Origin of the sequence: Rhodanobacter aciditrophus (assembly GCF_050026795.1) — a bacterium.
In the GTDB taxonomy this organism is placed as follows: Bacteria; Pseudomonadota; Gammaproteobacteria; order Xanthomonadales; family Rhodanobacteraceae; genus Rhodanobacter_A.
Genome location: NZ_JALBWP010000007.1, coordinates 61,890 through 85,257, shown reverse-complemented (window position 1 = coordinate 85,257; position 23,368 = coordinate 61,890). Strand labels below are relative to the sequence as shown.

Sequence of the window (23,368 nt, the reverse complement as noted above, 5' to 3'; positions counted from 1 at the left end):
AGAACCGTAGCCATGCGTATCGGTGTGCCGAAGGAAATCAAGAACCACGAGTACCGCGTGGGCCTCGTCCCGTCGTCCGTGCAGGAACTGGTGCACCACGGCCACCAGGTCGTGGTGGAGACCGGCGCCGGCCTCGGCGCGGGCATCGGCGACGCCGACTACGTCGCGGCCGGCGCCACCATCGCGAACGGCCCCGATCCGATCTTTGCCGAAGCCGACATGATCGTGAAGGTGAAGGAGCCGCTCGCGGTGGAGCGCAAGAAGCTCCGCAAGGGCCAGATCCTGTTCACCTACCTGCACCTGGCGCCCGACGCCGAGCAGACCCGCGACCTGATCGCCTCCGGCGCCATCTGCATCGCCTACGAGACCGTCACCGCGCCGAACGGTTCGCTGCCGCTGCTGACCCCGATGTCCGAGGTCGCCGGCCGGCTCGCCCCGCAGGTGGGCGCGCATGCACTGGAGAAAGCCCAGGGCGGCCGTGGCGTGCTGCTGGGCGGCGTGCCGGGCGTGCCGGCGGCGGAAGTGGTGATCCTCGGCGGCGGCGTGTCCGGCACGCACGCGGCGACGATCGCCGTGGGCATGGGCGCCAAGGTCACCGTGGTGGATCGTTCCGCGGATGCGCTGAAGCGCCTCTCGGCGCAGTTCGGCACCTCGATCTCCACCGTGTTCTCCACCCGCGCCGCGATCGAGGAGCTGGTGCGCCGTGCCGACCTCTTGATCGGCACGGTGCTGATCCCCGGCGCCGCCGCGCCGAAGCTGGTCACCCGCGACATGCTGAAGACGATGAAGCCTGGCTCGGTGATCGTCGACGTGGCGATCGACCAGGGCGGCTGCGTGGAGACCTCGCACGCCACCACCCACGCCGACCCGACTTACGTGGTCGACGACGTGGTGCACTACTGCGTGGCCAACATGCCTGGCGCGGTGGCGCGCACCTCCACTTTCGCACTCAACAACGTGACCCTGCCGTTCGCGCTGTCGCTCGCGGACAACGGCTGGAAACAGGCGCTGGCGCAGGACCTGCACCTGCGCAACGGCCTCAACGTGTGCGAGGGCAAGGTGACCTGCGAACCGGTGGCCCAGGCGCACGGGCTGCCGTATGTGCAGGCGGAAGCGGCCATCGGCCTGTAAGCATCCGCGACGCGATCACTCCGCCATGGCCGCGGAGTGATCGCCACCAGGGCCGGGCGTAGCCGTGCCCGGCCCTGGTGCATCGGTCTCCCGGGACCGGCGGTTCAGGCGGGTGTCCCCCTGCCGTAGCCGGTGGGCGTGGTGCCCATGACGCGGTGGAACATCGCGCAGAAGGCGCTGCAACTGGCGTAGCCGGCATCGCGCGCTACGCTCTTGATCGAGGCGCCGGCGTTCAGCCGGCCCACTGCACGGGCCAGCCGCACGTGCTGCCGCCAGCGCACGAAGCTCATCTTCAACTCGCTCTCGAAGAGCCGCGCCAGGGTGCGGCTGCTCGCGCCGACCTGTTGCGCCAGCTGGTCGAGCGTGTCGGCGCGCGACGGATCCGCCAGCAGGCGGCCGCATACCTTCCTCAGCCGCGGATCGGACGGTGTGGGGATATGGATGGCCGCCTCGTCGGCGCCGCGCAGTTCATGCAGCAGCAGCGGCAGCATCATGCGCATGCGTTGCGCGTCCCTGGCCCCATGTGCGGCGACCATCGCCAGGATGAGTTCGCGGAGCAGCTCGGTGACCACCAGGATCCTGCAATGGTCGCCGAGCGGCGCCCCCGCGGCCCCGTCCAGATACAGCGTGCGGATGGCGACACGGCCTTCCATGCGGATTTCGTGCGGCACGGCGGCCGGCACCCACAGCGAACGCTGCGGCGGCACGATCCAGATGCCCTCGCGGGTCGTCACCTGCATCACGCCCGATGCGGCGTAGATGAGCTGGCCACGCTGATGCCGATGCCGCGGGATGAGGCATCCCTTCGGATAATCCTTGGCCAGCGCCGTCGCCGGCCACGCCCGGGCCGAGCCGGTGCGTTGTCTGGAATGCGACACAGCATGGCCTCCTGTCGATATGCAGACACCACTAGGCTGATTCTGGGCGAACGGCAGCTTCCCGGCAACGCGGCGCCCGGATTCCGCCGTCGCATCCGCGACACCCCACGGCACGGGCAAGACCGGAGGCCACCCGATGAACGATCACCCCATCTCGCGGCGCACGCTGCTCAAGGCGGGCGCCGCCATTGCCGGAGCGCTCGCGCTGGGCAGGCCCCCCCTCCTGGCCGAGACTCGCGACGAGTCCGAACGGCCGACCCTCGTCGTGCTATGGCTCAACGGCGGCCCGGCAGGCCTGTTCAACAGCGCGGATTCGTTTCTGTCCAGCGGCGCATTCGGCGTGACGGCCGACAACGTTCGCCACCTCGGCAACGGCCTCTGCGTCGACGCGCACTCGCTGGGCGCCCTGCCTGGCACGGCCCTGGCGCACATGGCCTCGATCGACTTCCGGCATGGCCTCTACCCGCACGCGGATGCCCGTGCGGCGGTGCTGGAAAGCGCATCGCGCAGCCGGCTGCTGCGCATGGCCGCCGCCATGCCTGCCGCCGCGGCCCGCTGCGTGGTGGTGAACAGCCTTGGCCTGCCGGTCGGCGTCGCGGCGACGCCGCCGGCGGAAGGCGGTGTCGCGCTGGAGCGCAGCCTCAGCCTCGACGACGCGCACGGGCATTTGCCGACCGGGCAACTCGACGCCATCCGCAGCGCCTACGGCGTGCCGGCCGGAAGCGCCGCCATCGACAGCCAGCGGGCGACCTTCGCCGGCATCGAATCGATGATCCATGCCGGTGCCGGCGTGATCTTCGCGCAACCGGCCTACACGGGACGTCCTGACCGGCAGTTCGACACGCACCACGACGACACCGGGACGCTGGCGCGCGACATCATGGCCCCCATCACGCCATCGCTGATCACGTTCCTCGACCGCGTGATGGCCCTGCCGCGGCGCAACGTGGTGACACTGCTGACCGGCGAATTCAGCCGCACGCTGCCTGGCTCGGACCACGCGCCGGGCGGCACCGCGACGGTGATCGGCAAGTACGTCAGGACCGGCACCGCCGGACGACAGGGAGCGGGCGGCTCGCCGCCCGAACACGCCTCGTCGCCGGAAGGCCTCTGGGCCTACGTCGCAGCCGCCCTGCGCCTGGACCACCCGGCGCCGTTCGGCCGCAATCCGCACCGCGAGCTGATCGCCTGAGCCGGGCGCGTTCCTCCGCGCCCCCGGGGCCATGAGGCCGCCTGCCAGGCGCGATGTTGGCGCCCGGTCGCGGCAGACGGGGTGCACACGCCCGCTCAGGCCGGCTCGTCTTCCACCGCCACGAAACCGCCGGTCTGCCGCTTCCACAGCCGCGCGTACAGGCCTTCGCGTGCCACCAGCTCGGCATGCGTGCCGGTTTCCACAATGCGCCCCTTGTCCAGCACCACCAGCCGGTCCATGCGCGCGATGGTGGACAGCCGATGCGCGATCGCGATCACCGTCTTGCCCTGCATCAAGAGGTCCAGGCTCTCCTGGATCGCCGCCTCGGCCTCGGAGTCGAGTGCGCTGGTGGCCTCGTCCAGTACCAGGATGGGCGCGTCCTTCAGCAGCACACGGGCGATCGCGATGCGCTGGCGCTGGCCGCCGCTGAGCTTCACACCGCGCTCGCCGACCAGCGCGTCGTAGCCGGTGCGTCCCTCGCCATCCACCAGCGTCGGGACGAACTCGTCGGCACGCGCCTTGCGCACCGCCTCCGCGATCTGCGCATCGCTGGCGTCGGGGCGTCCGTAGAGGATGTTGTCGCGGATCGAGCGGTGCAGCAGCGAGGTGTCCTGCGTCACCACGCCGATCTGCGAGCGCAGGCTCTCCTGGGTCACCTGCGCCACGTCCTGGCCGTCGATGGTGATGCGGCCGCCTTCGAGGTCGTACAGGCGCAGCAGCACGTTCACCAGGGTGGACTTGCCCGCGCCGCTCGGCCCCACCAGGCCGATCTTCTCGCCCGGCCGCACGGCCAGCTCCAGCCCGGAAATGACGCCACCCTTCTTGCCGTAGTGGAAATGGATGTCGTGGAAGTGCACGGCGCCGTTGGTCACCTCCAGCGGCATCGCGCCCGCGCGGTCCTGCACAGCGCGCGGCTGCGCGATGGTGGTGATGCCGTCCTGCACCGTGCCCACGTTCTCGAAGATGCCGTTGACCACCCACATGATCCAGCCCGACATGTTGTTGATGCGGATCACCAGCCCGGTCGACAGCGCGATCGCGCCCACCGTCACGTGACCGCGGCTCCACAGCCACAGCGCCAGCGCCGTGGTGCCGGCGATCAGGAAGCCGTTGAGCGTGGTGATGCTGGCGTCCAGCGTGGTGGTGACGCGGGTCATGCGGCGCAGCTTGCCGGTCTGCTCGGCCATCGCCTCGGCCACGTAAGCCTCCTCGCGCCGGGTGTGCGCGAACAGCTTCAGCGTGAGCACGTTGCTGTAGCCGTCCACGATCCGCCCCATCAGCTTCGAGCGCGCCTCGGAGGCCTTCCACGAGCGCTGCTTGATGCGCGGTATGAAGAACCACAACAGTCCGACGTAGGCGAACACCCAGACCACCAGCGGTGCGGCCAGCCAGAAGTCCGCATGGGCGAACAGCGCGATGGCGCTGCCGGTGTAGATGGTGACGTACCAGATCGCGTCGACGATCTGCACCGCCGACTCGCGCAGCGCACTGCCGGTCTGCATGATGCGGTTGGCAATGCGCCCGGCGTAGTCGTTCTGGAAGAAACCCAGGCTCTGGCGGATCACGTAGCGGTGGTTCTGCCAGCGGATGCGGGTGGTGAGGCTGGGCACGATGGCCTGGTTCACCAGCAGGTCGTGCAGACTGTTGAACACCGGCCGCGCCACCAGCGCCACCAGCGCCATGCCCAGCAGCTCGCGCCCGTGCCTTTGGAAGAAGTCCGCCGCGGGCACGCCTTTCGCAAGGTCGACGATGCGGCCGACGAAGCCGAACAGCGACACCTCGATGATCGCCACCAGGAAGCCGACCACGATGGCCGCCGCGAACACCGGCCACACCTGGCGCAGGTAGAACGCGTAGAAGCGCCACACCGACGGCGGCGGCATGCTGTCGACCGGTTCCTTGAACGCGTCGATCAGGGACTCGAACCAGCGGAAAATCATGGGCTACCTGCCGCGCCAGCCAAAGACCAAGCTTGGTGGCGGACCCGCGCGTTCACAAGGTGACGGACGACATGGAGCATCAGGCACGCGCGCCATCGGCACCCATGCCTGCGCGCTTCACGGCTGAACGCCAGCCATGCCCGGCCGGGCCCGTCGATTGACCGCCCGCGGCACGGCTCCGATCATGCCGGCCATGCCTACTCTGCCCCGTCGCCCGCCGGCGCTGCCGGCCATCCTGCTGGCGCTCCTGCTGATCTTCGGCACCGCCCCCGCCTGGGCACGCGCCGACGCGGACCCCACCACCCCTGCTGCCACGCCGGCGCAGACCCTGCAGCAGCTGGGCGACCAGCTCGATGCGGTGAAGGCCGCGCTGAAGAACGCGCAGAAGGACAAGACCGGCGCTCCGCTGGCCGACCTGCGCACCAGCGCGATGCAGGTGCAGGACCAGGCGCGCCAGCTGGCCGACAGCCTGGCGCCGCAGATGACGGCCCTGCAGGCGCAGATCACCGTGCTGGGACCGCCGCCGGCCAAGGGCGCGCCACCGGAAGCGCCGGAAGTCGCCGCGCAGCGCCGCCAGTTGGACAAGGCGCAGGCGAGCCTCAACGCACAGATCGTGCAGGCGAAATCGCTGAACCTCGACGCGCTGCAGCTGGTGGCGCAGATCACCGGCCTGCGCAACGACCAGTTCCAGGCGCGCCTCGCGGCGCGCACCGACACGCCGCTCGGCCACGCGTTCTGGGTCGACCAGGCGCACGCGCTGCCGAACGACCTGGCCCGCTTCCGGCGTCTAGCCGCGCGCTGGGCCGAGGCGTGGGGCGATGCCTGGCAGCCGCCGAACCGGCAGCCGCTGCTGCTGTGCCTGGCCGCCGCCGCGCTGCTGCTCGCCGGCGGCCGCCCGGTGCTGCAGCGCCTGTGGCGGTTCGTCGCCACGCGCAGGCTGCCCGACGGCCGCCTGCGGCGCAGTGCGACGGCATTGGCGATGGCGCTGTCCACCACGCTGGTGATCGGGCTGGCCGCGCAACTGGTGCGCCTGGGCATCGACTGGAACGATACGCTGGATGCGGACCTGGACGCGATGGCCGCGTCGGCGGTGCGTGCGTTCTGCTTCGCCGCGCTGATGGCGGGGCTGGGCAGCGCGCTGCTGTCGGCGCGGCGTGCCTCGTGGCGGCTGCTGCCGCTGTCGGACATCGCGGCGCGGCGGCTGCGGCAGTTCCCCTGGTTGCTGGGCGGCGTCGCGCTGCTGGTCGGCCTCACCGAGCGGGTCATCCGCAGCATCGGCTCCAGCCTGCCGGCCACCGTGCTGCTGCACGCGCTGCTGGCATTGCTGGTCAGTGCGTTGATCGGCATGCTGCTGGTGCACCTGCGCCGCGCGCGCCGCGAAGCCGACGCGACGGGCGACATCCAGGCACGCCGGCCGCTGTGGGTGGGCCTGCTGAGTTTCACCGCCGCGACGGGCGTGGCGCTGTGCTGGCTGGCGGTGTGCCTGGGCTTCGTGGCGCTGGCGTTTTTCGTGGCGGTACAGATGCTGTGGACCGGCCTGGTCGCCGCCGGCCTGTACCTGCTGCTGCAGCTGGTGCGCGACCTGTTCGAGACGCTGCTGTCGCCGCAGGGCCGCAGCGGCGCCCACCTGCAGGCCGGCTTCGATCTTGCCCCCGGCACGCTGGAGCAGGCCGCCACCGTGCTCACCGGCATCACCCGGGTGCTGCTGGCGCTGGCTGCGCTGGCGCTAGTGCTGGTGCCGTTCAATGCCGGTCCGACCGAACTGGCGCAGCGTGCGCTGCAGCTGTTCAGCGGACACACGCTTGGGCAACTGACCATCGACCCCGGCACCGTGCTCGGCGCGATCGCGGTGTTCGTGCTGGGCCTGGTGGCCCTGCGCATGCTCAAGCGCTGGCTGGGCGAGCAGCTGCTGCCCAAGACCGCGATGGACCCGGGCATGCGCGATTCCCTCGTCACCCTGCTCGGCTACCTGGGCGGCGTGCTGGTGTTCGCACTGGCGCTGGCCGCGCTCAACGTGAGCCTGCAGAGCATCGCGTGGATCGCCAGTGCGCTGTCGGTGGGCATCGGCTTCGGCCTGCAGGCGGTGGTGCAGAACTTCATCTCCGGCCTGATCCTGCTGGTGGAGCGGCCGGTGAAGGTGGGCGACTGGGTGAGCCTGTCCAGCGAGGTCGAGGGCGACATCCGCCGCATCAACGTGCGCGCCACCGAGATCCAGCTGTGGGACCGCTCCACCGTGATCGTGCCGAACTCGCAGCTGATCACGCAGAACGTGCGCAACGTGACCCACGCCAGTGCGCAGGGCCGCGTGCGCATCCTGCTGCCGATGCCGCTGGATACCGACGCCGCGCGCGCGCGGCAGCTGATGCTGGACGCGCTGAAGGCGCACCCGTCCACGCTGGGCACGCCGCCGCCGGTGGTGCGGCTGGACAACGTCAACGCCAGCTCGATGACCTTCAGCATCACCTCCTACGTGCGCAGTCCGCGCGACGTGGGTGCGGTGAAGAGTGACATCCTGTTCGACATCCTGGCCCGCCTGCGCGAGGCACAGCTGCCGCTGTCCACGCCGCAGAGCATGGTGGTGCGCACGCTGGGGCCGCTCGGCGAGGATAGTCCCGCCGTGCCGTTCCAGGCCTCGTGACGGCGGCGCGGTGCAGACCAATGGGCTGGCACAGCATCGTCCCCGCACCGCCGCTTGGCGCCCTGATCGAGACGATCTGGGACTGGGACATGCCGCCGGCCGCGCTTGGCTACGAGCGCATCCTGCCGGTGCCCGGCACCACGCTGATCATCAACCTGCACGAGGACGAGACCCGCGTCTGGCGCGACGGCAGCGGCTGCGAGCGCGCATCCGGCAGCATCATCGGCGGCCCCTACCTGCGCAGCTGGATCATCGACACGGCCGAACAGGTCCGCGTGATGGGTCTGACTTTCCGCCCCGGCGGCGCATACGCATTGACCGGCGTCGACGTCGGCGAACTGGGCAGGCGCGACGTGGATCTCGACGCACTGTTCGGCGCCTCCGCCCGCCGTCTGCGCCAGCGCCTGCTGGAAACACCTGCGCCGCTGCAGCGGCTGGCCCTGCTCGACGGCTGGCTGCGTGGCCTGCGCGCCGAACCCGCCACCGATCCGGTGATCGCCCATGCCGTTGCCGCGCTGGCCCAAGCGCCGCAACTCGCGCGCATCGGGGCACTGCAGCGCGACAGTGGCTGGTCGGCACACCGCTTCGGCACGCGCTTCCGCCGGCAGGTGGGCATGACGCCGAAACAGTTCGCGCGCCTGCTGCGTTTCCGCGCCGTGGTGGCGCAGGCGCATCCGCTGGCCGAACTGCGCTGGAGCGAGGTTGCCGCGGACGGTGGCTACAGTGACCAGGCGCACCTGAACCACGAGTTCCGCGCCTTCGCAGGCGTCACGCCGGGCGAGTTCGCGGCACGGCGCGGACCGTACCCGAACCACCTGCCGCTGGACTGACGCGGCCGGAAAAATCTACAAGACCGCCCGGTCCGGCGGAACATACGATGCGGCCATCAACCACCACGGAGCACGCCGCCATGCCGCACGCCACCCACGGCAGCACCCTGATCCCCTGTCTGCGCTACCGCGACGCCCACGCCATGATCGACTGGCTGTGTCGCGCCTTCGGGTTCGCGAAGCACGCGGTGCACGACGACGACACCGGCGGCGTGGCGCACGCCCAGCTCGTGCACGGCCACGGCATGCTGATGCTGGGCAGCGTGCGCGACGACGCCTTCGGCCGCCACATGGTGCAACCCGATGCGATCGGCGGCCGGCACACCCAGTGCACCTATGTGGTCGTGGACGACTGCAAGGCGCACCATGACCGCGCCAGGGCCGCCGGCGCCGTCATCGTGGACGACTACGAGGAGAAGGACTACGGCGGCGCCGGTTACAGCTGTCTCGATCCGGAAGGCCATCTGTGGTCCTTCGGCAGCTACGATCCCTGGCGGTGATCCCGGACAGCCACCGTCCGGGCAGATCTCCGACCGGCGGCCAGTACCCGCCTGCCTGTCGCATCGGCCCGCCCGAGGATCGCCAACGCATCGGCATCGCGGAACGAAGGAAGGCCGGCTCGCGCCGGCCTTCGCGTTCCCGCCACCGGCACGGCGGCGCGGCGCTCCTGCTTACGGCTTGCAGGCCTTGCCGTGCTCGGGGTGGTTGCCTTTGGCCTTGGCGTCGGCCTCGCTCATGTATTCGCCGTGCCTGGTCTTGCCGTACCACTTGTCGCCGGGGCAGTGATAGACCTTGCTGCCGGAGTTGACCCAGACCATGCCGGGGCCGCCGCCCGGCGCCGCCGTGGCGGCCGGCCTGGCCCAGGTCATCGACTTCTTCGGCGCAGCTGCCGGGGCCGCGGCGGGTGCGGAGGCGGCCGGCGCTGCCGCCTCCGCGGCAGGCGCCTTCTTCGACGACTTCTTCGCTGCCTTGGCCGGAGCGCTGTCGGCGGCATACCACTCCTTCACGCCTTTGTGGCCGCGGCAGGCGCCGCGCCTGGTGGCGTTGCTGGTGTAGCTGCCGTCCTTGCACTGGCCGGTGGAACCCGCGGGCGCGGCGGACTGCTGCGCCTGCACGGCCGGAATGGCCAGCAGGCAGCCGAACGCCAGGGCAAACACGATGGACGCTTTCATCATCAGACTCCTTCCTGCGCGGTGATGGTCGGGGTGGCAATCCGGCGCGGAACGATCCGCGCCGGGGCGCCCGACTATCGCGCAAAGCGGTGTCGATGCGATGCGAAGCCGATCAAGGCGGCCGGCGCTGCCGCGTCAGGGCTGCACCGGCGGCCTCAGCCCCGAATGCGGCCGCGCCACGGCGTACATCTGCCAGCTGATCTGCTTCAGCAGGCCCTGCCGGTCCTTGCCGATCACGTACAGGTCGAAATGGGTGCGGTCCCGGATGAAGCGGATGTCGGACTTCGCGTGCAGGCCATCGAGCACCGCCTTCAGCCTGTGCGCGGCGCCGTCCAGGTAGAACGTGTCGGCCGTGCCCACGTAGAGGTGGATCTTGCCGTCGAGGTCGGGCTTCAGCTCGGGCCAGTGCTGCGCGAGGCGATGCGCGATGTCGTAGTGGTCGCGCCAGTACGCCACCACGGCAGGATCGACATCGCCGGTGTCGCGGTCGAACATCGGCTCGGGGCGGCCGTCCTTGCCCTTGGGCGAGAACACCCACTCGAACGAGGCCATCTGGCCGCCGTAGGGGCCGAGTACGCGCTCCAGCCGGGCGAACTGCTGGAAGGTGGCCAGCACCTTGCCCTTGTCGCGCACCAGCGGATACGCCGTGCCGTCGCCCTTGCGGTAAACGTTGGCGTGCGGCGCATACAGGTCGACGCCGGTGAAATCGTGGAAGTCGCTGGGATCGGGCGAGGTGGACCACGTGCCGCCGAACACCTTCGGGTAGCGCGTCTGCAGCCACAGCGTGGCCCAGCCGCCGGAGGAATGGCCCTGCAGGAAGCGGCCGTCGGGCCGCGCGTCCATGCGGTAGGTCTTTTCCAGCTGCGGGATCAGCTCGGTGGTGAGCGCCGTGCCCCAGGGGCCGTTGTTCACCGAGTCGGCGAACTCGGTGGTGCCGGTGGGGCTGGATTCGTCGAGGAACACCCAGATCATCGGCGGCATCTCGCCCTTGGCCATCGCCGCGTAGACGCTGACCAGCGTACCGATCACGCGATCGTTGCTGCCGCCGAAGCCCTGCGTGAAGTACACGGTGGGATAGGTGGCCTTGGCGTTCGCGTCGTAGTCCGGCGGCAGCAGCACGCGGCCGTGCATGTGCATCGGCCGGCCCCAGAACGCGGTGAGCGCGGGGCTGGCGAAATCGATGTCGTGTTCGTGCGCGCGCGCCGCGGGCAGCGCCGCCCGCATGGACGGCGTCGCCCAGCGCCCCAGCTGCCACGGATCGGTCGCGGGCAAGGTGCGATCGAGGTCGATGTCGGGAATGCTCGCGGTGGGCAGGTGCACCCTCACCACCGGGCTCACCAGGTCGCCGGCGTCGCGGCCGGAGTAGTTGTAGTCGTGGTGCACGTCCAGCACGGCCTGCACGTAGTAGTCGCCTGGCGGCAGCTGCGACCAGCCCTGCGGGAACGCGGTGCCGTCGGCGTCGATGTCGATCGTCTGCCCCGGCGCCAGCCGGCTCACTTCGCGCGCGGCCACCGCGGTCTTGGTGGGAAAGAACGGGCTGGTGTCCACCTCCTCCACCTTGCCGTCGCCGGCGTGCCGCCTTGCCGCGGCCTCGGCGCTCCTGGCGTCGATCGCGAACAGCAGCAGGCGGCCGGACACCGGCTGCGTCTCGGCATCGCCCAGTTGCACATGGAAGAAACGGTGCGCAGGCGCGACCGGTGCGGCGTCGCGCGCGAGCGCGATGCCGGAGAACAACAGGCCGCAAGCGAGCAGCGCGGCGGCGACGGGACGACTTGGACGCATGGTGATCCCCTTGGGTTGGCTGTCTGTCCCCCTCTTCCGCTTGCCGGAGAGGGGCTTCAAGGCTCAATCCTGCCCGTCGGTGGCCTTCACCGGCACCGGCCGCAGGTCCTGGAAGTCGAAGCTGAAGTCGGTCAGCGGCGAGATCGGTTTCATGCGCATCTCGCGCACGTGGCCGTCGTCGTCCAGCGCGAAGTTGACGAAGGCGTCGGCATTGAGCGAGCGGTCGTCCCAGCGCACGATGAAGGTGTCGTGCTGCCACGGCGTCATGGTGCCCACCAGCTGCCGCGTGTGGCTGAAACGCAGGCGCAGCCTGCCACCTTCGTTGCTGACCACGATGTCGCCGTACCAGGGATCGCGGTAGGTGCCGGCGTAGCCGGACAGCGGCAGCGACGGCTTGGCATTCTTGTCGCGCACGGCCTCATGCTTCGCCCAGCTGTCGTCGGCCTTGGCCTCGGCCGTCTTCACCGCCTTGTCGTACACCGCCACCCAGTCGGTCTTGTGTGCGGCGTTCAAGTACGCATCGAGCACGCGATAGGTGACCGCGTTGAAGGCCGCGCCCGACTGCTGGTTGGTCAGCACCACCACGCCCAGGTGCTGCCCCGGAACCAGGGTGAGGCGCGAGACGAAACCGGGCCAGCCGCCGGTGTGCCAGACCAGTTTCTGGCCGCGGTAGTCGGACAGGAACCAGCCTTCGCCGTAGCCGGAGAACTGCGGCACCAGTGGCGCCAGTTCCGGAATCGGCGGCTTGCCGATCGGGATCGGCGTCAGCATCGACCACATCTCGCGGTGGCTCTTTTCCGAGAACAGCTGCTTGCCGTCGGGCAGCCTGCCGCCGGCGAGCTGCACGTTCATCCACCTGGCGAGGTCGTTCACGCTGGCGTAGATGCCGCCCGCGCCGGGGTCGTTCAGCCACGCCATCGGCGGCACCGGCTTCACGTCCTTGAAGTCATAGGGCGCATGGCCGGTGGCCACGTCCATGCCGGGCTTCAGGTAGGTGCAGTCGATCAGCGACTCGTCCATGCCCACCGGCTTGAAGATGTGCTCGCGCACGAAGTCGGCGTAGCTCTGGCCGGAGACCTTCTCGATCACCCGCGTCGCCACTGCGAACAGGATGTTGTCGTAGGCATAGTGGCCACGGAAGCCGTTCTTGATCGGCACCCTGGCGAGGCGCTTCACCACGTCCGCGGTGGTGTAGCTGGTCGGCGGCCAGTACAGCAGGTCGCCCGCACCGAGGCTGAGGCCGCTGCGGTGCGCCAGCAGGTCGCGCACGCGCATCTCGTGCGTCACGTAGGGATCGCTCATGCGGAACCCGGGCAGGTAGTCGATCACCCGCGCGTCCATGTCCAGCTTGCCCTCGTCGGCCAGCATCTGCAGCGCCGCCGCGGTGAACGCCTTGGTGTTGGAGGCGATCGCGAACAGCGTGTCCGCGTCCACCTTCGCCGGCTGGCCCAGCTCGCGCACGCCATAGCCCCTGGCCAGCACCACCTTGCCGTCCTTGACGATGGCCACCGCGATGCCCGGCACCTTGAAGGTCTTCAGGGTGTCGGCCATGTAGGCGTCGAAATCCTGCAGCTGCGCCGGCAGCGCCGCCGCAACCGGGAGGGCGGCCGAGGGCCGGGCGGGTGCCGGTGCGGTCTGCGCGCCGGCGGCCGTGCCGAAGGCGAGCAGGCCGGCGCAGACGGCCAGCCGCAAGGACAGGCTTCGCTGGAACATCACGATCTCCACGCAGGTGAACCCTGCCACTATCGCGCCATTGCCCGCCACCGGGCCAGCGCTGGAAGTCATGCCCGCCATCCGGCAAGCTTCGCCTCTTGACCGGATGCGAATGGAGCGCGCTGCATGGAACTCCTGTCCTTGTGGATCGGCCGGCACATCGTGGTGTTGTGGGCATCGCTGCTGATCCTCGCCCTGCTCGGCGGCGACCTCGGCTGGCGCCTGGCGCGGCGCCGCCGGCTGGCCGCCACCGGCAGAGCCGGCTATCTCGCATTGCGCCCGCGCGGCGCGGCGATCCTCACGGCGGTGTTCGGCGCGCTGTTCGCGCTGCTGCTGTGGGCAGTGTGGGCGCAGACCGCCCTGGTGCGCTTCGACGCGGCACTGGCGCAGGCACTGCACGGGCGGCTGCCGCCGGCCTTCATGCAGGCGCTCGCCATCGTCACCCATCTTGGCAGGCCCGCGCTGCTGGCGGTCGCCGGTGCGGTGGTGGCGCTGTGGCTTGCGCTGCGCCGCAACTGGCGGCTGTTCGTGCCGTGGTGCGTGGCGCTGGGCGGTACCGCGGCGTGCGGCGAGGCGGCGAAGCATTTCGTGAAGCGCACCCGCCCCTTCGACGGCCACGCCTTCGTCGTGGACACCGGCTACAGCTTCCCCAGCGGCCACGTCTCGATGAGCATGGTGTTCTTCGGCATGCTGGCCTACCTGCTGCTGCGCCACTTGCCGCCCCGCCACCACCGCGACGCCGTCGCCGCCGCGGTGGCGCTGGTGGTCGTGGTGGGCATCAGCCGCCTGGTGCTGCAGGCGCATTACCTCTCCGACGTGCTGGCCGGCTATGCGCTGGGTGCCTGCTGGCTGGTGATCGGCGTCGCGCTGGCCGAGCTGCTGCGTCGAGGAGCCCAGCCGCGATAGCCGCCCCGTCCGCGGCAGCGCCGCGCACCGAGGCCAGATGCCGGCGCGGCCCGCATGGCAGAGGCGGCGACGAAGCACATCCGGAACACCGCCAACCATGCCGGCGCCGGCCACCGCCCCGTTGCGCCCCCGCTGGCCGTCAGCGCCCGCGGCTTGCCGGTGCCCGCGAGGTTCCGGACACCCGTCGCCGCGCGCCCGACCGGGGCCGGCTGCGGAGGCGAATGCTAGACTCGCCTCCCGCCCACCGCCGGTGACCCGCATGCGTTCATGGAAGCCGCTGCTCGCGCTCGCGATTCTCGCGATCGCGCTCGTCTGGGGCTGGCCGGCGCAGCGCTTCGTTCCGGACCGCTCCACGGCGGCTCCCGTCACCGCGGCCCGCGATGGCGCCGATGGTTCCCTGCCCGCCTTCCTGCCGCCCGAGGCACGCGACACGCTGGCGCTGGTCGCGCGCGGCGGCCCGTTCCCGTACCGCCAGGATGGCGTGGTGTTCGGCAACTACGAAGGCCAGCTGCCGCGCGAGCCGCGCGGCTACTACCACGAGTACACGGTGGAAACGCCGGGCGCGCGCAACCGCGGCACGCGACGCATCATCACCGGCGGCACACCGCCCGCGGCGTACTACTACACCGACGACCACTACCGCAGCTTCCGCCGCTTCACGCTGCACCGATGAACGCGCAACCGCTCGACCCCGACCTCACCCGCCCCAGCCAGAACGGCGTGTATTTCGTGGGCGACGCCGACCTCGCGCGCCTCGCCACCACCGCCTCCCGCGAGCAACTGGCGGTCTGCCGCACCGACCTCGCCGGCTGCCGCGGCAAGCCCGAACTGCTGCGGCGTCTTGCCGCCTCGCTGTCGTTGCCGGCCGACTTCGGCCACAACTGGGATGCGCTGGCCGACTGCCTGCGCGACCTCGGCTGGCTGCCTGCCTGGGGCCACGTGCTGCTGTTCGAGCACATCGACGAGCTGCACCGCGGCGCCGGCCGCGACTTCGACACGCTGCTCGGCGTGCTGGACGACGCCGCCACCTTCGCGCAGGATGCGGACCGTCCGTTCTTCGCCTTCCTCACCCTGCCCGACCTGGTGCCCCCCCGGCCACGCATGAGCAAGCAAACCATCCGCTTCGAACTCGACCGCGACCACGTCAAACTCGACCACCTGCTGAAGCTGGTCGGCCTGTGCGACAGCGGCGGCGCGGGCAAGCACCTGGTCGCCAGCGGCGCGGTGACGGTGGACGGCGTGGTGGAGCTGCGCAAGACCTGCAAGATCCACGCAGGCCAGGTGGTGCGCCTCGACGACGTAGAGATACGCGTGGTGGGCGCCGCCTGAGCCCTCCGCAGGGGCACCCCCTGCGTGCCTACGCGCGGACGGGCCGTGCCTGCCCGTCCGCTGCCAGCGCGTCCAGCCGCCGCAGCAGCGCCGCGCGGTCCGGCAGCCGCAGGCCGAACTCCCGCTCCAGCACCCGGCAGGTTTCCGCGCCGTCGCGCAGCGTGCGCCGTTCGGGTTCCATGCCCGGCCGGCGCACGGTGAACTCGCGACCACGCAAGGTCAGCCGGCGGTCGCCGACGGTCCGCGCGGCGACCAGCTGCTGCACGAAGGTCGAGGCCGGGTGCGTGGAGACGTAGTGGTTCGCCACCACGTAGTCGACGAACTCGCGTGGCTGCAGGTCGAAGCGGTACAGCGTCAGCCAGTCGCCGCGCACGCAGGCCTGCATGCGCCATTCGCCGCCGTCCTCCAGCAGGCGGAACGGCTCCAGCGCGGTGTCCTGCGCCACGCCCGGCTCCAGCCGCAAGGCGCCGGCCAGGGTCATGCTGCCGAAGCCCACGTCGGCCAGCCAGCATTCGCCACGCGCCTCCACCTTGAGCAGCATGTGGGTCTGCGCGGTGACCGCATCCTCGGGCTGGTTCCACAGCACGCGCGCGATCAGGCCGTGCACGGCAAAGCCCACCGCGCGCAGCGCGGCGGCGAACAGCAGGTTCTGCTCGAAGCAGTAGCCGCCGCGGCCCTCGTGCAACAGCTTGCGCTCGAGCGCGTCCGGCTCCAGCCGCACCGGCACACCGCACAACGGATCGAGGTTCTCGAACGGGATCGCCGCCGCATGCGCCACCGCCAGCGCGCGCAGCGTCGGCAGATCCGGCGCGACCGCGCCGCGGTGGTCGATGCGCCGCAGGTAGGCATCCAGGTCGATCGCGTGGGACATGCGGGGCTCCGCTGCAAAGGTGGCACGGTAACACCGCGCACGACGCGCAGGTAACCGGTCCGGCTCCGCCGGCGAATGGCCACTGGAACATCACCGCGAGGTCCGCCATGTCCGCCTGCCGCCGCTCCCTCCGCCCCCTCGGTACCGCACTCGCCCTGGGCCTGCTCGGCGCCTGCGCGCTGCCGCCCGCGGCCGCGGCCGCCACCAGGCTGCCGGCCCCCGTCGTGGACGCGCCCCGCGCCGCCACGCACGGCGAGCAGGTCGCGGTGTTCGCAGGCGGCTGCTTCTGGGGCGTGCAGGACGTGTTCGAACACGTCAAGGGCGTGCGCAGGACCTGGGCCGGCTACAGCGGCGGCAGCGCCGCCACCGCGCATTACGACCAGGTCAGCGAGGGCGATACCGGCCATGCCGAATCGGTGAAGGTGCTGTTCGACCCGTCCGAGGTCAGCTACGGCCAGCTGCTGCAGGTATTCTTTTCCGTCGCCGCCAACCCCACCGAACTCGACCGGCAGGGGCCGGACAGCGGCACGCAGTACCGCTCGGTGATCTTCTACACCAGCGCCGAACAGCAGCGCATCGCCGCCGCCTATCTCGCCCAGCTCGGCAAGGCCCGCATCTACGCCTCACCCATCGTCACCCAGCTGGCGCCGCTCGCGGCCTTCTATCCCGCGGAAAGCTGGCACCAGGATTACGCCAGCCGCCACCCGGACCAGCCCTACATCGCGATCTACGACGCGCCCAAGGTCGCCAACCTGCGGCTGTGGTTCCCGGTGCTGTATTCCCGCTAGCCGCGGACCGGCTCACTGCTTCTTGGGCGGCACCAGGCTCAGCCGCACCGGCGTGGGGCGCGGGTTGAACATGCGCTCGAGCGCGGCCGGCGGCAGCGGGTACGAGTACAGGTACCCCTGCCCCTCGTCGCAACCGGCCTTCAGCAGGAATTCGTGCTGCGCCTCGTGCTCGATGCCCTCGGCGATCGTGCTCAGGCCGAGGCTGCGCGCCATCGCCAGCATCGCCTCCACGATAGCCACGTCGTTGGCACCGTGCGGCAGGCCGGTGACGAACGAACGGTCGATCTTCAGCCAGCTCACCGCCGGCAGCTTCAGGTAGGCCATCGAGGAGTAGCCGGTGCCGAAATCGTCGATCGCCACCTCGATGCCCAGGTCGTGCAGCGCGCGCATGGTGCGCTCGGTATCGTCGCCCAATCCCAGCATGGCGCCTTCGGTGATCTCCAGCACCATGCGCTGCGGGGCGACCTGGTGTTCGCGCAGCGCCCGGCCCAGCCCCTCGACGAAGGCGGGATGGGTCAGCCAGCGGGCGGACACGTTCACCGCCACGCGGATCGGCGGCATGCCGGCACGGTCCCACTCGCTGATCTGCGCGCAGACGGTGCGCAGCACCCATTCGTCGATGCGGCGGATCAGGCCGAGGCTCTCGGCCACCGTGACGAATTCGCCCGGCGGCAGCTCGCCGCGCTCCGGATGCTGCCAGCGCAACAACGCCTCCACCGCCACGATGCGGCCACTGCGCAGGTCCATGCTGGGCTGGTAGCGCAGGCTGAATTCGTGGTTGGCCAGCGCGCGGCGCAGCTCGGACACCAGTTGCAGGCGCTGGCGCGCGTCGGCCTGCATGATCGGCGTGTAGAAGCGCAGCGTGTTGCGCTCGCTGCTCTTGGCCGCGTACATCGCGGCGTCGGCGTTCGCGATCAGCGTGGTCGCGTCGCCGCCGTCCAGCGGGTAGCCGGCGATGCCGATGCTGGCGCTCAGCACGACCTCGCACTCCTCCACCATGATCGGCTCGGCCAGGCTGGCCAGCAGGCGCTCGGCGACGATGCCGGCATCCTCGCGCAGCTCCAGCCGGTCCAGCAGCACGGTGAATTCGTCGCCGCCGATGCGCCCCGCCATGTCGTTGCCGGAAAGCTGCCGGCCGATCCGCTCGGCGATCTTCTGCAGGACGCGGTCGCCCAGCGCATGGCTGTAGCTGTCGTTGATGATCTTGAATGCGTCCAGGTCGATGAACAGCACCGCCACCGCGGTGCGCGCGCGCGAAGCGGCGGCGATCGCTGCACTGCAGTGGCGCTCGAACGCGACCCGGTTCGCCAGGCCGGTCAGCGGATCGTGCGTGGCCATGTATTCCAGCCGCTGCCGCTGCGCCTTGGCGGCCTGCATGTTGCTGAACACTGCCACATAGTGCAGCACGCGATGCTGCGCGTCGCGGATCGCACTGATGCTGAGCTGTTCGGGATAGACGCTGCCGTCCCGGCGCCGGCTCTGCACCTCGCCGTTCCAGTGGCGGCCGCCCGCGAGGCTGATCCAGATGGATTCCGGCAGCGGCTCGCCGTCGGGCATGCGGCGCATCTCGTCGAAACGCCGCCCCAGCAGCGCCTGCGCATCGAAACCGGTGATCTCGACATGCGCGGTATTGACCGAAACCACGCGGCGCTCGGCGTCGGCGATGATCACGCCCTCGGCGATGCCGGCCAGCGCCTCGGCGGCCACCCGTCGTTCGCGCTCCATCGTCACGCGTTCGGAGACGTCGCGCATGATCGCCTGCCGCACCTGGCGGCCGCCCCAGGTGACGAGGCTGCTCTCGATCTCCACCGGGTGCTGCCTGCCGTCGTCGGTCAGCAGCATGCCGACCGCGCCGCGCCTGGCCTGCGGCTGCGACCCGCCGACGAAGATCGCGTCGAAACTGCGCCCTTCGAGCTGTCCCCTGGTGCAGCCGATCCAGTCCCGGGCCGTGTGGTTCGCCTCGAGGATGTGGCCACGGGCTTCGTCGACCATCACGATCGCGTCATTCGCGCTGTCGAACAGCAGGCGGTAGCGCTCCTCGCTGCCGCGTATGCCGTGCAGGATGCGGCGCGCCATGCGCAACCACAGCAGCGAGGCGGCCAGCGCCGCCACCAGCACGGTCAGGAACAGCATGGTGCCGATCCAGGCCGCGCCGTCCGCGATCTGGGAGGAGAACAGGTTGCTGCGCGGCTCGATGAAACGATTGGCTTCCGCGATGCGCTCGCGTGCCGCGGAAGCCATGGCGGGCGTCATGCTGCCGTCGGCATGGGCCTGCTGCAATTCCTCGGCGATGCGGTCCAGTCCGTCGACCGTGGCATCGGTCGAATACCAGGCCGCGAGGGCCTTGCTCATGTAGGGCGCCGACGAAAAGTAGTGCAGCATGAAAATCATGCCGTCGATCGCTTCCGGTATCACATGCGCATCGCGAAACGCCTGCCGGACCCTGGCGTGATCGAAATGGCCACTGGCGATGGCGTCGCGGGCCCAGCGGTCCGAGGCGAGCACCGCCATGTTCTTCCGGTAGTCGGCCAGCGTTTCGGCGCGGCCGGTGCGGGCGTAGACCTCGAGGTCGATCACTGCCTGCTTCTGCGCCTTGGACCAGACACTCTCGCCGTTGAGGAAACCGGCGAGAGTGACCTGGATCTGCAAGGCACCCCACGTCAGGGTCAGGATCAGGCCGATCACGAACGCCAGCGCAATCGCCAGCGGCAACAGGTGCTGCGACAATGATCTTCGCTGACTGGAAATCATGCTTCGCATCATGCAGATTCTAAAGCAACAAGTGCGCCAGAACGCCCCGGCCCACCCGCTCCATTGACTTCAGAATCAAGCCGCAGCCTCCACCCGCATGCCCGATCTGCCCTGCTGCTCGATGCAATGGTCCAGCGTGATGCACATGCTCGTGTAGCTGCGGCGCACGCATTCCTCCAGATGGCGGACCTGATCCGCGCTCGGCGTCGTGCCGGCCAGGGTGCAGACGATCTCCAGCGCCTCCCAGGGATGAGTATCGTCATAGGCGGCGTGAAGCTGAAGCCAACGCAGGCTCTTGCCCCGCCCTTCCTCCGGCAGGCTTTCCGCGTAGGCCGTGCTGGCGTAGATCCGCTGCGACCATTCGCCGGTGGCCCCCTCCACCGCATAGTTGGTGGCAGCGATGCCCGCCGCGAGGTCGCCGCTGCGGCTCACCTCCTCGCACCACGAGGCCAGCACCTGGCTTCCCGCCGGCGGCCTGCCCATCGTCACCGCCTCCTGCGCCACCCCCGCGCCCTCGGCCCAGTTCAACCAGTACTCGGCGTGGTTCTGCTCGACGCGGATGTTGCGCACCAGCCAGCGCCGGGCGAGGTTGTCGCCGGGGCTGCGGCCGTAACGGGTCTTCAGCAGGTTGAGGGCCATGTAGGCCGGAAAGCGCTCGATCACCGGCCACACCCCCACCATGAAGTTGCGCGTGGACAGCGGATCGAGGCGCGCCTCGCTCATCCGCGCCCACAGCTCGTGGCCGAGCACGCCCTGTTTCGCCTGCTCGCAATCGGCCACCATGTCCTGCGCCCACTGCGGGTAGCTGCCCAGTTCGGTCAGCGCGCCGGTACGTTCAAAACGGGTATACATGCGAATCTCCTTCGTCGGTCGTGATGCCCGGCCATGGATTGCCGCTCGACGGTCGACTCCGGGGCCGGGCGCCCGCAAACCGGCCGTTTTCCATCGCCGTGCGGCGACGGGATCCCTCGTGGCTGAAGTGCGATTGTCACGCGTTCGACGGGCGCCGCGCGCAGGAGGCAACCGCGTTGCCAGGCCATGAGTCGCCTTGCCGGATCGGACGGTTCAACGCAAGATGCCCCGTCAACCTGCCCGCCCCGACGCAGCCGGTACAGCCCCGCGTCGTCCGGGCCACGCTACGGGGAACCCGCATGTCCGCACGCCATCCGACTTCCGCGCTGTATCGCGCCCGCCCCTGGCTGGCCCTGCTCGCCCTGGGCTTCGCCGCCGCGGCACCGGCGCAGGTCGTCGACCGCACGCGCCTGCAGCACGAAGCCCAGGCGGTGACGATCACGCGCGACGACTGGGGCATCGCCCACGTGCACGGCAAGACGGATGCCGACGCGGTGTTCGGCATGGCCTACGCCCAGGCCGAGGACGACTTCGACCGCGTGGAGACGAACTACCTCACCGCGCTTGGCTGGACCGCGCAGGCCGAGGGCGAGGCCGCGATCTGGCAGGACCTGCGCCAGCAGCTGTGGACCGATCCGGCGACGCTGAAGCAGCTCTATGCGCAGAGTCCCGCCTGGTTGCGGAAGCTGATGGACGCCTGGGCCGACGGCCTCAACTGGTACCTCGCCACCCACCCGGACGTGCACCCGAAGGTGATCGCGCACTTCGTGCCGTGGATGGCGCTGTCCTTCACCGAGGGCAGCATCGGCGGCGACATCGAGCGTGTCTCGCTGAAGGACCTCGCCGCGTTCTACGGCGACGCGCATCCGCAGCTCGCGCAGGCGAACCCGCCGAGCTGGGCCGAGCCCACCGGCTCGAACGGCATCGCGATCGCGCCGAAGCTCACCACCGACGGCCACGCGCTGCTGTGGATCAACCCGCACACCTCGTTCTACTTCCGCTCCGAGCTGCAGATGTCCAGCGACGCCGGGCTGGACGTCTACGGCGCGGTGACCTGGGGCCAGTTCTTCGTCTACCAGGGCTTCAACAGGCACATCGGCTGGATGCACACCTCCACCGGCCTCGACGCGGTGGACGAGTTCGCCGAGACCATCGTGCACCAGGGCGGCAAGCCGTATTACCGCTACGGCAAGGCGCTGCGGCCGGTGACCGAACGCGCGATCGCCGTGCGCTACCGTGCGGCTGACGGCACGCTGAAGACGCGCCGCTTTACCGCGTACTTCACCCACCACGGCCCCATCGTGAAGCGCGAAAACGGCAAGTGGATCGCCGAGGCGCTGATGGACAAGCCCGTCGCCGCGCTGGAGCAGAGCTGGCTGCGCACCAGGGCGCACGACTACGCGAGCTACATGAAGGTGGCCGAGCTCAAGGCCAACTCGTCCAACAACACGCTGTTCGCCGACGACAAGGGCGAGATCGCGTTCCTGATGCCGCAGTTCGTGCCGAAGCGCGACAACCGCTTCGACTACACGAAACCCGTGGACGGCAGCGACCCGGCCACCGACTGGCACGGCCTCACGCCGCTCGACCAGTTGCCGCAGGCGGTGAACCCGCCGAACGGCTGGGCGATGAACACCAACGACTGGCCGTATTCCGCCGCCGGCAAGTACAGCCCGAAACAGGCCGACTTCCCGCGCTACATGGACACGTTCGGCGAGAACCCGCGCGGCATCCACGCCACGCGCCTGCTCAGCGGCGCCAGCGGCTTCAGCAAGGCAAAGCTGATCACCGACGCGTTCGACTCCTACCTGCCCGAGTTCGCCAAGCTGATTCCCATCCTCGCGAAGGACTACGACGCGCTGCCCGCCGGCGATCCGCTGAAGGCGAAGCTGGCCGGCCCGGTCGAACTGCTGCGGCACTGGAACTGTCGCTGGGGCATCGCCTCCATGCCCACCTCGCTGGCGGTGTTCTGGGGCGACACGCTGTGGGACGAGAGCGTGCCCAGGGCGAAGGCCGCCGGCGTCTCGCCCTACGACACCATGGCGCGCGACGGCGGTGCGCAGGAACGCCTGCACGCGCTGGACGAAGCCGTCGACCGCCTCGTGCAGGACTTCGGCAGCTGGGGCGTGGCCTGGGGCGAGATCAACCGCTTCCAGCGCCTCGACGACGCGATCCAGCCGCACTTCGACGACGGCAAGCCGAGCATTCCGGTGCCGTTCGTGTCCTCGCGCTGGGGCTCGCTGGCCTCGTTCGGCGCGCACCGCTGGCCCGGCACGAAGAAGTACTACGGCTCCAGCGGCAACAGCTTCGTCGCCGTGGTGGAATTCGGCCCGCGGGTGAGCGCGCGCGCCGTCACCGCCGGCGGCGAGAGCGGCCACCCCGGCTCGCCGCACTTCGACGACGAGGCGGAACGCTACGCCAGCGGCAACCTGCGCACGGTGTATTTCTGGCCCGACCAGCTCAAGGGCCACACCGAGCGCGTGTACCACCCCGGCGGGTGAGCGGGCACGCCCGCCGATCCCCCCGTCTCCGTCGCCGTCTTCCGGTACCGCTTCGGAGAGCCGCCGCCTGCCGGTTCCCATGACCGTCGAAGGC

18 protein-coding genes and 1 pseudogene are annotated in these 23,368 nt (G+C 70.2%); 11 read left to right on the top strand and 8 right to left on the bottom strand.

Annotation, left to right across the window (positions count from 1 at the left end; genetic code table 11):
- The first annotated feature begins 12 nt into the window (after positions 1-12).
- Entirely contained in the window at positions 13-1,131 is a 1,119-nt protein-coding gene (gene ald / locus ACQGNW_RS00905; protein WP_426661181.1) for an alanine dehydrogenase, read from the top strand.
- A 104-nt stretch (positions 1,132-1,235) separates the two neighbouring features.
- Here the strand turns inward: ald and ACQGNW_RS00900 are convergent, their stop codons facing one another.
- Positions 1,236-2,123, bottom strand: a complete 888-nt coding sequence (locus tag ACQGNW_RS00900) for an AraC family transcriptional regulator (RefSeq protein ID WP_426661351.1) — start codon at positions 2,121-2,123, stop codon at positions 1,236-1,238.
- 22 nt (positions 2,124-2,145) lie between these two features.
- Here ACQGNW_RS00900 and ACQGNW_RS00895 point away from each other — a divergent pair, with 22 nt between their 5' ends.
- Positions 2,146-3,201: a hypothetical protein gene (locus ACQGNW_RS00895; protein WP_426661180.1), complete on the top strand. Its 1,056-nt coding sequence runs from the start codon at positions 2,146-2,148 to the stop codon at positions 3,199-3,201.
- 95 nt (positions 3,202-3,296) lie between these two features.
- On the opposite strand, the gene ACQGNW_RS00890 is transcribed toward ACQGNW_RS00895, so the two are convergent.
- Positions 3,297-5,138, bottom strand: a complete 1,842-nt coding sequence (locus ACQGNW_RS00890; protein WP_426661350.1) for an ABC transporter ATP-binding protein — start codon at positions 5,136-5,138, stop codon at positions 3,297-3,299.
- A 196-nt stretch (positions 5,139-5,334) separates the two neighbouring features.
- On the opposite strand from ACQGNW_RS00890, the gene ACQGNW_RS00885 reads away from it, so the two are divergent.
- The 3 genes from ACQGNW_RS00885 (at position 5,335) to ACQGNW_RS00875 (ending at position 9,109) form a co-directional block, all read left to right on the top strand.
- On the top strand, positions 5,335-7,779 hold the full coding sequence (locus ACQGNW_RS00885) for a DUF3772 domain-containing protein (RefSeq protein ID WP_426661179.1): 2,445 nt from the start codon (positions 5,335-5,337) through the stop codon (positions 7,777-7,779).
- Positions 7,780-7,799: 20 nt separating this feature from the next.
- The gene (locus ACQGNW_RS00880; RefSeq protein ID WP_426661178.1) at positions 7,800-8,609 is read left to right on the top strand and encodes a helix-turn-helix domain-containing protein; all 810 of its coding nucleotides are present in this window, start codon (positions 7,800-7,802) and stop codon (positions 8,607-8,609) included.
- Positions 8,610-8,689: 80 nt separating this feature from the next.
- The gene (locus tag ACQGNW_RS00875; RefSeq protein WP_426661177.1) at positions 8,690-9,109 is read left to right on the top strand and encodes a VOC family protein; all 420 of its coding nucleotides are present in this window, start codon (positions 8,690-8,692) and stop codon (positions 9,107-9,109) included.
- 171 nt (positions 9,110-9,280) lie between these two features.
- Here the strand turns inward: ACQGNW_RS00875 and ACQGNW_RS00870 are convergent, their stop codons facing one another.
- The 3 genes from ACQGNW_RS00870 to ACQGNW_RS00860 all read right to left on the bottom strand — a co-directional run bounded on the left by ACQGNW_RS00870 (position 9,281) and on the right by ACQGNW_RS00860 (position 13,276).
- Positions 9,281-9,781 carry a DUF3761 domain-containing protein gene (locus ACQGNW_RS00870; protein ID WP_426661176.1) on the bottom strand — a complete coding sequence of 167 codons (501 nt, stop codon included), beginning with the start codon at positions 9,779-9,781 and terminating at the stop codon, positions 9,281-9,283.
- A gap of 135 nt (positions 9,782-9,916) precedes the next feature.
- A complete protein-coding gene (locus ACQGNW_RS00865; RefSeq protein WP_426661175.1) occupies positions 9,917-11,563 on the bottom strand; it encodes an alpha/beta hydrolase in 1,647 nt (548 codons plus the stop codon).
- Positions 11,564-11,626: 63 nt separating this feature from the next.
- The gene (locus tag ACQGNW_RS00860; protein WP_426661349.1) at positions 11,627-13,276 is read right to left on the bottom strand and encodes a serine hydrolase; all 1,650 of its coding nucleotides are present in this window, start codon (positions 13,274-13,276) and stop codon (positions 11,627-11,629) included.
- 126 nt (positions 13,277-13,402) lie between these two features.
- Here ACQGNW_RS00860 and ACQGNW_RS00855 point away from each other — a divergent pair, with 126 nt between their 5' ends.
- The 4 genes and pseudogenes from ACQGNW_RS00855 to ACQGNW_RS00840 all read left to right on the top strand — a co-directional run bounded on the left by ACQGNW_RS00855 (position 13,403) and on the right by ACQGNW_RS00840 (position 15,511).
- Entirely contained in the window at positions 13,403-14,182 is a 780-nt protein-coding gene (locus ACQGNW_RS00855) for a phosphatase PAP2 family protein (RefSeq protein ID WP_426661174.1), read from the top strand.
- Positions 14,183-14,441: 259 nt separating this feature from the next.
- Positions 14,442-14,855 (top strand): guanyl-specific ribonuclease, encoded by a 414-nt coding sequence (locus tag ACQGNW_RS00850; RefSeq protein WP_426661173.1) that lies wholly within the window; start codon positions 14,442-14,444, stop codon positions 14,853-14,855.
- Positions 14,852-15,238 (top strand): annotated as a pseudogene (locus ACQGNW_RS00845) (barstar family protein); the annotation flags it as partial. The gene ACQGNW_RS00850 and the pseudogene ACQGNW_RS00845, both read left to right, overlap by 4 nt.
- A gap of 45 nt (positions 15,239-15,283) precedes the next feature.
- A complete protein-coding gene (locus ACQGNW_RS00840; protein ID WP_426661348.1) occupies positions 15,284-15,511 on the top strand; it encodes an RNA-binding S4 domain-containing protein in 228 nt (75 codons plus the stop codon).
- 28 nt (positions 15,512-15,539) lie between these two features.
- Here ACQGNW_RS00840 and ACQGNW_RS00835 read toward each other — a convergent pair whose 3' ends face one another.
- Complete coding sequence (locus tag ACQGNW_RS00835; RefSeq protein WP_426661172.1) at positions 15,540-16,382, bottom strand: arylamine N-acetyltransferase family protein; 843 nt, start codon at positions 16,380-16,382, stop codon at positions 15,540-15,542.
- A 107-nt stretch (positions 16,383-16,489) separates the two neighbouring features.
- On the opposite strand from ACQGNW_RS00835, the gene msrA reads away from it, so the two are divergent.
- A complete protein-coding gene (gene msrA / locus ACQGNW_RS00830; RefSeq protein ID WP_426661171.1) occupies positions 16,490-17,170 on the top strand; it encodes a peptide-methionine (S)-S-oxide reductase MsrA in 681 nt (226 codons plus the stop codon).
- A gap of 12 nt (positions 17,171-17,182) precedes the next feature.
- Here the strand turns inward: msrA and ACQGNW_RS00825 are convergent, their stop codons facing one another.
- Complete coding sequence (locus tag ACQGNW_RS00825; RefSeq protein WP_426661170.1) at positions 17,183-19,921, bottom strand: putative bifunctional diguanylate cyclase/phosphodiesterase; 2,739 nt, start codon at positions 19,919-19,921, stop codon at positions 17,183-17,185.
- A 75-nt stretch (positions 19,922-19,996) separates the two neighbouring features.
- Complete coding sequence (locus tag ACQGNW_RS00820; RefSeq protein WP_426661169.1) at positions 19,997-20,773, bottom strand: iron-containing redox enzyme family protein; 777 nt, start codon at positions 20,771-20,773, stop codon at positions 19,997-19,999.
- Positions 20,774-21,072: 299 nt separating this feature from the next.
- Between ACQGNW_RS00820 and ACQGNW_RS00815 the strand changes: the two genes are divergently transcribed.
- Entirely contained in the window at positions 21,073-23,274 is a 2,202-nt protein-coding gene (locus ACQGNW_RS00815) for a penicillin acylase family protein (RefSeq protein WP_426661168.1), read from the top strand.
- The last annotated feature ends 94 nt before the right edge of the window (positions 23,275-23,368 follow it).